This window comes from Klebsiella sp. S69 (assembly GCF_016516145.1).
In the GTDB taxonomy this organism is placed as follows: Bacteria; Pseudomonadota; Gammaproteobacteria; order Enterobacterales; family Enterobacteriaceae; genus Klebsiella; species Klebsiella oxytoca.
The window spans coordinates 1-200 of sequence record NZ_JACVUU010000129.1; the positions used below are offsets into that span (position 1 = coordinate 1).

General features: G+C 52.5%; 1 other RNA gene. It reads right to left on the bottom strand.

The window, feature by feature from the left end:
- Positions 1 to 107: non-coding RNA, RtT sRNA (locus tag IAE27_RS29495), on the bottom strand; the annotation flags it as partial.
- Between the last annotated feature and the right edge of the window lie 93 nt (positions 108 to 200).

The following is a 200-nucleotide window of genomic DNA, read 5'->3' on the forward strand; positions in this document are numbered from 1 at the left end:
CGCTTCGCTCCTCACCCTTCGGGCCGTTGCCTGCGGCAACGTTGTCTCGCTTTCGCTCGACTCGAACCTTGGTCGAAGATTCTCACCCTTCCCGATAAGTGCAAACATCGTTTACCTTCATCGGTATTACCACAACAACGTGGTAAAGAATGGTGGTGGGGGAAGGATTCGAACCTTCGAAGTCGATGACGGCAGATTTA